Here is a 9,731-nt window from a genome sequence, read left to right on the forward strand (position 1 = left end):
ACCCTTCCCCCCATCGTGGCCAAACTTACCCAGATGATCGGCGACGAAACGGTATCCGCCCCTCAGATCGCCGCGGTGATCGAAAGGGATCAGGTTCTCACCAGCAAGGTCCTGCGGCTGGTAAATTCGGCCTTTTACGGTTTTCCTCGTCGGATATCCACCGTGTCCAATGCTATTGTGTTGCTGGGGTTAAATGTCATCCGCACCCTGGTACTCACCGCTTCTATCTTTGAGATGATGCAGAGCCGGGATATCGGCCTATGGGAACACTCTTTGGGGGTGGCCATGGTCTCGGGGGTGCTGGCCCGGGAGCTCCGCCTGGAAAATCCCGAGGAGGTGGCCACAGCCGGTCTCCTTCATGATCTGGGAAAAGTAGTGGAGCGGGCTTCCCTTTTTGAGGACTACACCCGGATCCAGAAAATCGTTCAGGACCAGAAAATAAGCTGGCGCGAGGCCGAAAGGGAAGTCCTGCACATGGATCATGCCGAAATCGGGGGGTATCTCCTTAATCGCTGGAATCTTCCCGAACGGCTCATCGATCCGGTATCCTGGCACCATGAAGTATCCAAGGCCCAAAAGTTCCCGGTGGAAACCGCTGTAGTTCAGATGGCCGATTTACTGGTAAGGGCACGGGGGTTCGGCTGTGGAGGGGACCCCTGGGTACCCGAACCCGAGGATCCGGTGCTCGAGAGGGTGCCCCTGGATCGTTCGCGTCTGGAAAAGCTGTGGCCGGAGCTGGAAGGCCGTTTTTATGAGCTACGTTTCTTTATCCAGGAAATGCGGGAGGCCCTGAGTGCGTAAGGTACTCCTACTGAGTCCGGAGGAACCGCCTTATACCCTCTGGGCCGAGGCCCTGAAGAACCATGCGTACCAGGTGGAAATCTTCTCCACCATTGAAGAGGCCGGGGAGAGAATCCTTTTCAATCTTCCGGATCTCCTGGTGGTGAGCGAGAGCCTCCAGCCCGAACTGGCCCGGGATCTTATCTTTGCCCTAAAATATGATTTGAGTCTGGCTTCCCTGCCCATCCTGCTGGTGATCCGTCCGGAAAAACTCCCGGAGATGGACTGGAAGGAGTATTTCGTGGATGATTTTATCTGTGAAGGGGCCTCTCGGGAGGAGGTCCTCTCGCGGGTGGAGCTGGCTTTTGTACGGGCGGAACGCCTGGCGGATAATAACCCTCTCACCGGGCTGCCGGGCAATACCTCCATCCTGCGCAAGATCGAGGAGATCATCAAAAGCGACGAGGAATGGGCGGTGGGGTACGTGGATCTGGACAACTTTAAACCCTTCAACGACGCCTACGGATTTTCCCGGGGGGATGAGGTCATCCGTATGCTGGCCCGGATCCTGGTGCATCTGGTGGACCTTTATGCCGGGCCCAAGGGTTTCGTGGGGCACATCGGAGGAGACGATTTCGTCTTTATCGTCCCTCTGGAGGTGGCGGAAAAGATTTCCCAGGAGCTGATCCGTAAATTCGACGAACTCATCCTCAATTTCGTGGATCCGGAGGATCGGGAAAGAGGTTGTCTCATCACCACGGATCGCCAGGGGGTCCTCTGCCGGATGGCCTGGCCTTCGGTCTCCGTGGCCCTGGTGCCCATCTGGAAGGAAAGATTCCATCACTACGGAGAGGTGGCCGCGGTGGCGGCCCAGCTCAAACATTATGTAAAAAAGATCCCGGGCAGCACCTATTTAATAGATCGGCGGAAAGAGGAACGTCGCAATTTTGGGATAGATTAACAGGGTAAAGGCCCCCAGGCTCAAAAAAGGGCCAAAGGGCAGGGATTTCCCTCCGGAAAGTCTCTCCTTCCTCACCAGGGCCAGAAGCAGGGCAATGCAGAGCCCCCAGACGGAAGCCAGAAACACAATGGGGATGAGGTTAAGCGGCCCCAGGAATCCCCCGATCAGGGCCAGGAGTTTATAATCTCCCTCTCCCAGGCCCTCTCGCCCCCGGATCCAGAAATAATAGGCCCCCAGGAGATAGAAGGCCCCGGCTCCGCAGAAGGCCCCCACCAGGGCCTCGCGGGGAGAGAGAAAGGGACTAAAGGGGGATAGTCCCAGCCCGGCCAGAAGCCCTCCCAGGGTGATTTGATCGGGAATGATCCCGTGTTCAAGATCGATAAAACTTGCCGCTATCAGGAGCAGGGCCAGAAGATAGGGAATTGCGGCCTGGATGCTTATCCCGTAACTTTTCAGAAAATATACCGCCAGAATCCCGCACAAACCTTCCACCAGGGGATAACGCCAGGAGATAGGCTTACGACAGGTGCGACAGCGCCCCCGCAGCCAGAAAAAGGAAAGGAGGGGGATATTTTCGAACCATCGCAGAGGTCGCCCGCAGCCGGGACAGAAGGACCGGGGAGCCACGATAGAGAGTCCCCGGGGAAGACGATAGATCACTACATTAAGAAAACTTCCTACACACAGACCGATAAGAAAGGCCAGCAGGAGGAAAGGGGTCATTCCTCGGAGAGGATAATCTTATCGTAGAGCTCGCGCGCCTCCTTCATGAGCTGGAGGGCCTTCAGGAACCGGGCATATACATGGTGAAATTCCCCTTCGATTTCCAGAAACAGGATGCCGGCTCCGCTGCGCTCCAGACCACCCTGATGCATGACCATACCCCGCACCGGGATACGCCCCACGCCGGGTAGCTCCAGCTCGAAATTGAGGATCGTTCCGGGAGGCGGAGGATCCTTCATCTTGATAAAACAGCCCTGTAAGGACAAATCCTTGACCGGAAGAGGTTCTTTGTGATGGGGGAGATAAACCCTTACACATTCAAAATCCACTCTGGGATAACGTCTTCTTTCGCGCATAATGCTCCTTGGGATACGATTTATTTTATGCTACATTTTCAGCATAGCTAAAAGGTGGAGATCAAGTCAACTATGAATCGAGAAAGGGTAGTTTTAGAGGAAGCTATTTTTCGCCCCTCCGAGGCTGCGGCCAAGGCTCCCCCCCTGAAGGGGGTTCCCACCGGGGTCCCGGGGCTGGACGAGCTTTTCTTTCGGGTGGAATGGGAGAAGGGACGGCCGGTAAAGAAACCCCTGGGAGGGATTCCGCTGGGAGCGGTGGTCAACCTTACCGGCATGCCGGATACGGGAAAGAGTCTTATGGCCGAGCAATTCACCATCGAGCAGGCCGCGCTGGGGGAACGGGTATGTCTGGTCACCGTGGAGACCCCGGCGCCCTTTGTGGTCCAGGGGTTGAGCGAACGGGCCCGGGCCATGGGGCATGAATTCTCCCGCCTGGAGGACAACATTATCCTTCTTGATGCCGCCAGTTATCACCGGCTCCGGGAGGATCTTCCCACCCTCATGGATACCCTGGCTCATGTTTATCGCACCTATCAGGTTTCCCGCACGGTAATAGATTCCGTTACCGGACTCTTTGAAGCCCGCGAGATGATGGCCCGGAGCATTGTGCGCGGCCTTTATACCTTCTGCAAAAAATGGCATCAAACGGCGGTATTTGTTTCCCAGAAACGCAGCGCTCACGAGGAACTCTCCGCCGAGGCGGCCGGAGGTTACGCGGTAGGACATATCGTGGACTGCACCATGGTCCTCTCCAAGGAACTCCTGCTCTCGGCCCGGTCCGCCTCAGCCTACGGATTGCCTCCGGGTTCCATTCTGCGTCTCTTCCGTATAGACGGATGCCGCCTCTGCGGCCACGATACCTCCGTGCGGGTGCTTGAAATTACCGAACTGGGTCTGGTAAAAGTGGGAAAACCCCTGGCGGAAGTGCTGCGAAAATGAGCCTGGCTCCGGAGGATTTCTTTACCCTGGCGGAGATAACCCGACATCGGGTGCTTTTCGAGGGCTGTACCCGGGTCTGGGAAATACTCCCTCACCTGTCCGAGTATTTACGGGAACATATAACCCCCTTGCCCTCTTCGGTGCCGGTGGGGGAACCTCTCCCCCAGGGCTGGATAATATGCCGGGGAGAAGCCCTTCCCTTTTCGGAAGTGGAAATCATTCGCGAAAAGGGAAAATGGCGGATTCGACGGAGGGGAGAAATCCTTCCCGGGGCGATACTCTTTCCCGGAGCCGTACTCATGGACCGGGAAATAGAATTCCTGCCCGGATCGATAGTGGAACCCGGGGCCCTGATCGCCGGGCCCACCCTTATAGGCCCGAACACCGAGGTGCGTCACGGGGCTTACCTTCGCGGAGAGGTCCTCACCGGTGAGGGTTGTGTGATCGGGCATACCACCGAGGTCAAACGCGCCGTGTTCCTGGACGGGGCCAAGGCCGGACATTTCGCTTATGTGGGAGATAGCATCCTGGGGCGCCAGGTAAACCTCGGAGCCGGGACCAAACTGGCCAACCTTCGTCTGGCCCGGGGTACGGTTCGTATTCGTTACCAGGGAGAACTCCTGGACACCGGTTTACGCAAACTGGGGGCCATCCTCGGAGACGGGGTGCAGACCGGATGTAACAGCGTAACCAACCCCGGAACCCTGATAGGACCGGGCAGCCTCGTCCTTCCCAACGTAACCGCTGGTCCGGGGGTAATTCCCCCGCGAAGCATATTACGAAAATAACCTGGAAGGAGGACAAAACATGCCGTGCGGAAAAAGAAGATGCAAAAACTTTTCCGCGGAGGACATTAAAGGGTCCATTGTGGCTATCGTTACCCCCTTTACCGAGGAGGGTTCTCTGGACGAGGAAGGTTTTAGGGAATTGGTACGCTGGCATCTTAAGGAAAAGACCCACGGACTGGTAGTGGTAGGGACCACCGGGGAATCCGCCACTCTGAGCAAGGAGGAAAAGGCCCGGCTCTTTGAGATCGCCCTTGAGGAAGCCAAAGGTAAGGTTCCGGTCATCCTGGGCACCGGCACCAATAACACCGCAGCGTCCATAGAACTCACCCGCATGGCCAAGGAAATGGGCGGAGACGCTGTGCTCATGGTCACTCCTTATTACAACAAGCCCACCCAGGAAGGGCTTTTTCGACACTATGAGGCCGTGGCCAAAAGCGTGGATATCCCCATCATCCTCTACAATGTACCCGGAAGGACCGGGGTCAGTCTGGCCCCGGAGACCGTAGCCCGGCTGTCCAAGATCAAAAACATTATCGGGATCAAAGAAGCCACCGGTTGCATGAAACAGGCCACGGAGATCTTTCGGCTTTGCAGCAACAGGTTCCGGGTCCTTTCCGGGGACGACTTTACCGCCTATAGCCTCATGGCCCTAGGAGGGCATGGGGTCATCTCGGTGGCGGCCAACGTGGTGCCCCGGGAGATGTCCCGTTTCATGGAGGCCTGCCTTAAGGGGCAGTGGGAAAAGGCCCGCAAACAACACCTCAAGCTCTATCCCCTCTTTAAGGCCATGTTCCTGGAGACCAATCCGGTTCCGGCCAAAACGGCCCTGGCCCTAATGGGTAAGATCGGAAGCCCTGCGGTGCGGTTGCCGCTGGCTCCCATGAGCGAGGCCAACGTGGAAAAACTAAGAAACGTCCTTGCGGACTATAAGCTCCTTTAGGAGATTCCGGTGAGGCCGGACGTCTCCTCAGGATACAAGCGGGGGAGTTCGTTTCAAGATAAGGTAAGAGGTTGAAGTTATCTTGAGATCTGGCGCGGAGTAAATTTGAAAAAGGAGGAGGGATAAAGATGATTAAGGCCATTGTGGCCGGTGCGGCAGGGAGAATGGGAAGCACCATTATTCGCCATATCCTTAAGACCGAGGGAATTCAACTGGTAGCGGCCTTTGAGCATCCCCAGAGCGCGGTTCTGGGAAAGGATGTGGCTGAAATCCTGGGGCTACCGGAAAAAACCGGGGTGGTAGTAGAGGATTCCCTGGAAAAGGTTATCGAAAAGGGGGATGTAATCATCGATTTTACCTTTCATACCGCCTCGCTCGCCCATGCCCGCATCAATGCCCGCTACGGTAAGGCCATGGTCATCGGCACCACGGGTTTTTCCCGGGAAGAACTGACCGAGATCCACGAACTGGCGCGAAAACACTTCCCCCTGGTTCAGGCCTACAATATGAGTCTGGGGATCAATCTTCTTTATAAGCTGGTGGAACTGGCCACCCGTATCCTGGGGCAGGATTTTGATATCGAGATCGTAGAGGCCCACCATCGCATGAAAAAGGACGCTCCCAGCGGGACGGCCCTGGCCCTGGCCCAGGTTATTGCGCGAACCCTGGGCTGGGATGAGTCGTCCTTTCGCTTTTGCCGGGAGGGCATCATCGGAGAGCGTCCCCGCAAGGAGATCGGGATCCAGACCATCCGGGCCGGAGAGATCGTGGGAGAGCATACCGTACTCTTTGCCGGGCCCGGGGAAAGGCTGGAACTTACCCATCGGGCCGCCAGCCGGGACACCTTTGCCCGGGGAGCCGTGCGGGCCGCTCTATGGGTGGTGGGGAAGGAACCCGGAGTGTATGATATGCACGATGTTCTGGGGCTGAAAGAGGTCTAAGCCATGGAGATCACCCGGGAAGATATCTTAGAAGTCCTGAAGAAGGTCAAGGATCCGGAACTGAACAGGGACCTGGTCTCTCTGGGAATGATTCGGGAGGTGGAGGTCTCTCCGGAGGGGAAGGTCCGGGTGGTGGTGGCCCTCACCACCGCGGGTTGTCCGCTCAAACGGCGTATTGCCGAGGACGTGCGCCAGGCGGTGGCTTCGGTCCCCGGGGTCTCGGAGGTAGAGGTGGAGCTTTCCACCATGACCCCCGAGGAGCGGGCCCGGGTCTTCGGGGGACCACCCAAAAAGGAACATCTCGGTATCCGCGATGTGCGTTTTGTCCTGGCGGTGGGAAGCGGTAAGGGAGGTGTGGGCAAGAGCACGGTTACGGTAAATCTGGCTGTAGCCCTGCGACTCCGGGGGTTTCAGACCGGCATCCTGGATGCGGATCTCTATGGGCCCAATATTCCCCTTCTCATGGGATTTTCCGAGGAGGATCGTCCTTCGGTCATCGGCGGCAAGATCCAGCCCCTGGCTCTCCACGGGGTCAAGGTTATGAGTTTTGCCTTTCTGGCCCCTCCGGGGCAGCCCTTTATCTGGCGGGGACCTCTGGTAGGCAAGGCCCTCCAGGAGATGGCCGAGGTGGTGGAATGGGGGCCGCTCGATTTTCTCCTGGTGGACCTTCCACCCGGAACCGGCGATGCCCCTCTTTCGGTATGCCACACCTATCAGCCCCGGGGAGTTATCCTGGTTACCACTCCCCAGGAACTTTCCGTGGCGGATGTAAGACGCTGTGCCAAGATGTTCGAGGATCTGGGGGTAGCCATTCTGGGGGTGGTGGAAAACATGTCCTATCTCCGGACCGAGGGAGGGGAGATCCCGGTCTTCGGCAAGGGCGGTGGTGAAGGACTGGCCCGGGAACTGGGGGTCCCGCTTCTGGCACGAATTCCGCTTGAACCCGAGGTAAACAGGTTACGCGAACCGGTAGTGTTACACGAAAATCTGGAGGCCTCCCAGAAATTCCGGGAACTGGCGGATAAAATCATAGACCGGGTCTTTCCGGGGTCCAAAGGCCCGGCCTCGGCCCGTAAGGAATGAAGCTCGAGGAACGCCTGCTTCATGCGGCCCTTCCTCTGGCCCGGGGAAAACTGGTAGAGCGGGCCATCATCGGCCTGGGCTACACCGCGGTTGAACTCTCAGACCGCCGGGTCGGGGTGGCCTATACCCTTTTCGAACCCGGCTGCTGTGCCTATCTCCCCCCGGAGATTTCCTTCCGGCAACGCCCCGCGGACCTGATTCTCAAAGGATTGATCTCTCCGCAGTCCTTGGAGGGTTCCGTAGCCCTGGCGGTGGCCAATGCCCTTTTCAATTCCCGCGATCTTCCCTTCCTCAAGGGTGATCCCCTGGAGTTAATCCGGCCCGGGCCGGAGGATGAGGTAGCCATGATAGGATTTTTCGAACCTCTGGTAAAGCGCCTTTCCGGACGGGTGGGACATCTCTGGGTCTTTGAACGGGGAGATCACCTGGGGCCCGGACTTCTTCCCGAAACCGAGATGCCGGTCTTTCTGCCCCGGGCCACGCTTATTTTAATTACCTCGGTGACCATTCTCAATCGAACCCTGGAGGATATCCTGGCCCAGGTGCAGCGGGCCCGCGAGGTGGTGCTTCTGGGCCCGAGCACCCCCATGGCTCCGGAGGTGTTCGAGGACACCCCCGTAAGCCTCCTTTCCGGTATCCGGGTGCGGGATCCCGAGGGAGTCCTGCAGGCCGTAGCCGAGGCCAAGGGCTTTCCCGGGCTCAAACCCTACGTAGAGAAGATCAATCTTCGAGTATGAGGCCGCGGCGTTTTTTTGCCGCCGAAGCCGCTCCGGGGAAATTACTGGCCCTTTCCCCCTCCGAGGCCCACCATCTGCGAGAGGTGTTGCGCCTCAAAGAGGGAACGGAGATAGAAGTCGTGAACGGTCGGGGGGAGGCCTATCCGGCCCGGGTCATCCGGATCCAAAGGGATGAGGTAAGGGTGCATCTCCTGGGACCCGGGCGAAGGGAACCCCCTCCGGCGTATCGTCTGGAGATGCTTCTTCCCCTTTTAAAGGGAGGACGCACCGAATTCCTGGTGGAAAAAGCGGTGGAACTGGGGGTAACCACCATCCGGGTCTTTTACGGACGCTACGGAGCGCGCAAGCCCGGGGAAAGGCTCGGCCCCAGGCTTCACGAACGGGCCGTCCAGGCCCTGAAACAATGCGGAAGACTGTGGTTGCCGGAGGTCCATCCCCCGGTTCCTCTGGCCGAGGCTCTGGAACACGTTCAGGCCCCGGAGCGCTTCTTTGCCTATGAAAGGGGTGGGGAACCCTTAAGCCGGGCCTTCACCCGGCTCTCCCGGGATCTGGCCCTGGTCGCAGGGCCGGAGGGAGGATTCGCCCCGGAAGAGGAAAAGCTCCTTAAGGAAAAAGGCTTCCGGCCTCTGACCCTGGGGCCTTACATCCTGCGGGCCGAAACGGCCTGTCTTTTTATGATGAGCGTGTGGCGCTACCATACCCTGCTCGATGCCGCAGCATCCCCCTCAGGGCTGGAATAGACGGTATAGCTCCCGGTAAAGTTCGCAGGTATCCAGAAGTTCCTCGTGGCGTCCCTCGGCTACTATCCGTCCTTCCTCCAGGACCACGATCTTGTCCGCCCGGGTGACGGTGGAAAGACGATGGGCGATAACCAGCGTGGTACGTCCGCGCATAAGCCGCGAAAGGGCTTGCTGAACCAGATGTTCCGAAACCGGGTCCAGTTGACTGGTGGCTTCATCCAGGATGAGAAGAGCCGGATTACGCAGGATGGCCCGGGCAATGGCCAGACGCTGTTTCTGTCCTCCGGAAAGGGTAATTCCTCCCTCTCCGAGCAGGGTATCGTAACCCTGGGGAAGTTGTTGAATAAATTCATGGGCATTGGCCAAGCGGGCGGCTTCCTCTATTTCTTTGCGACTGGCCTCGGGACGGGCGAAAGCGATATTCTCCGCCACCGTGGCGTTAAAGATCACTATCTCCTGAGAAACCAGTCCGATGTGCCTGCGAAGAGAATCCAGATCGAATTCCCGCAGATCAATCCCATCCCAGAGGATGCGCCCCTCGGTGGGATCGTAGAAACGGGGAAGGAGGGAGATCAGGGTGGACTTTCCGGCCCCGCTGGGGCCCACCAGGGCGGTAACCTGCCCCACGGGAAGGGTAAGATTCAGGCCCTGGAGGGCCCATTTTTCCGAACCGGGGTAACGGAAGAAGACCCCTTCGTAACGGATCTCCCTGCGGGGGGGAGGGGCGGAACGGGGCCCGCCTC

12 protein-coding genes are annotated in these 9,731 nt (G+C 58.3%); 9 read left to right on the top strand and 3 right to left on the bottom strand.

Features of this window, described 5'->3' with window-relative positions; genetic code table 11:
• Both F8J34_RS01510 and F8J34_RS01515 read left to right on the top strand, forming a co-directional pair.
• On the top strand, positions 1 to 801 hold an 801-nt coding region (locus F8J34_RS01510; RefSeq protein WP_297055777.1), incomplete at its 5' end, for an HDOD domain-containing protein.
• On the top strand, positions 794 to 1,741 hold the full coding sequence (locus tag F8J34_RS01515; RefSeq protein WP_297055779.1) for a diguanylate cyclase: 948 nt from the start codon (positions 794 to 796) through the stop codon (positions 1,739 to 1,741). The genes F8J34_RS01510 and F8J34_RS01515, both read left to right, overlap by 8 nt.
• Here the strand turns inward: F8J34_RS01515 and F8J34_RS01520 are convergent.
• Positions 1,694 to 2,464, bottom strand: coding sequence for an A24 family peptidase (locus F8J34_RS01520; RefSeq protein WP_297055782.1), 771 nt, complete (start codon positions 2,462 to 2,464; stop codon positions 1,694 to 1,696). The genes F8J34_RS01515 and F8J34_RS01520 overlap by 48 nt on opposite strands.
• Positions 2,461 to 2,820, bottom strand: coding sequence for a PilZ domain-containing protein (locus F8J34_RS01525; RefSeq protein WP_297055785.1), 360 nt, complete (start codon positions 2,818 to 2,820; stop codon positions 2,461 to 2,463). Before F8J34_RS01525 ends, F8J34_RS01520 begins: the two co-directional genes overlap by 4 nt.
• A gap of 72 nt (positions 2,821 to 2,892) precedes the next feature.
• Here F8J34_RS01525 and F8J34_RS01530 point away from each other — a divergent pair, with 72 nt between their 5' ends.
• The 7 genes from F8J34_RS01530 (at position 2,893) to F8J34_RS01560 (ending at position 8,988) form a co-directional block, all read left to right on the top strand.
• Complete coding sequence (locus tag F8J34_RS01530; RefSeq protein WP_297055789.1) at positions 2,893 to 3,759, top strand: KaiC domain-containing protein; 867 nt, start codon at positions 2,893 to 2,895, stop codon at positions 3,757 to 3,759.
• The gene (locus tag F8J34_RS01535) at positions 3,756 to 4,547 is read left to right on the top strand and encodes a hypothetical protein (protein WP_297055792.1); all 792 of its coding nucleotides are present in this window, start codon (positions 3,756 to 3,758) and stop codon (positions 4,545 to 4,547) included. Before F8J34_RS01530 ends, F8J34_RS01535 begins: the two co-directional genes overlap by 4 nt.
• A 19-nt stretch (positions 4,548 to 4,566) precedes the next feature.
• Positions 4,567 to 5,487 carry a 4-hydroxy-tetrahydrodipicolinate synthase gene (gene dapA / locus F8J34_RS01540; RefSeq protein ID WP_297055795.1) on the top strand — a complete coding sequence of 307 codons (921 nt, stop codon included), beginning with the start codon at positions 4,567 to 4,569 and terminating at the stop codon, positions 5,485 to 5,487.
• Between the two features lie 128 nt (positions 5,488 to 5,615).
• Positions 5,616 to 6,428, top strand: coding sequence for a 4-hydroxy-tetrahydrodipicolinate reductase (dapB, locus tag F8J34_RS01545; protein WP_297055798.1), 813 nt, complete (start codon positions 5,616 to 5,618; stop codon positions 6,426 to 6,428).
• 3 nt (positions 6,429 to 6,431) lie between these two features.
• A complete protein-coding gene (locus F8J34_RS01550) occupies positions 6,432 to 7,511 on the top strand; it encodes an Mrp/NBP35 family ATP-binding protein (protein ID WP_297055800.1) in 1,080 nt (359 codons plus the stop codon).
• Entirely contained in the window at positions 7,508 to 8,248 is a 741-nt protein-coding gene (locus F8J34_RS01555; RefSeq protein ID WP_297055804.1) for a DUF364 domain-containing protein, read from the top strand. The genes F8J34_RS01550 and F8J34_RS01555 overlap by 4 nt, the downstream gene beginning before the upstream one ends.
• Entirely contained in the window at positions 8,245 to 8,988 is a 744-nt protein-coding gene (locus F8J34_RS01560; RefSeq protein WP_297055807.1) for an RsmE family RNA methyltransferase, read from the top strand. The genes F8J34_RS01555 and F8J34_RS01560 overlap by 4 nt, the downstream gene beginning before the upstream one ends.
• On the opposite strand, the gene F8J34_RS01565 is transcribed toward F8J34_RS01560, so the two are convergent.
• Positions 8,974 to 9,731 (bottom strand): ATP-binding cassette domain-containing protein (locus F8J34_RS01565; RefSeq protein WP_297055809.1); only part of this gene is annotated, 758 nt, incomplete at its 5' end. The two genes, F8J34_RS01560 and F8J34_RS01565, sit on opposite strands and share 15 nt — an antisense overlap.

The organism is Thermosulfurimonas sp. (genome assembly GCF_015491435.1).
Classification (GTDB): Bacteria; Desulfobacterota; Thermodesulfobacteria; order Thermodesulfobacteriales; family Thermodesulfobacteriaceae; genus Thermosulfurimonas_A.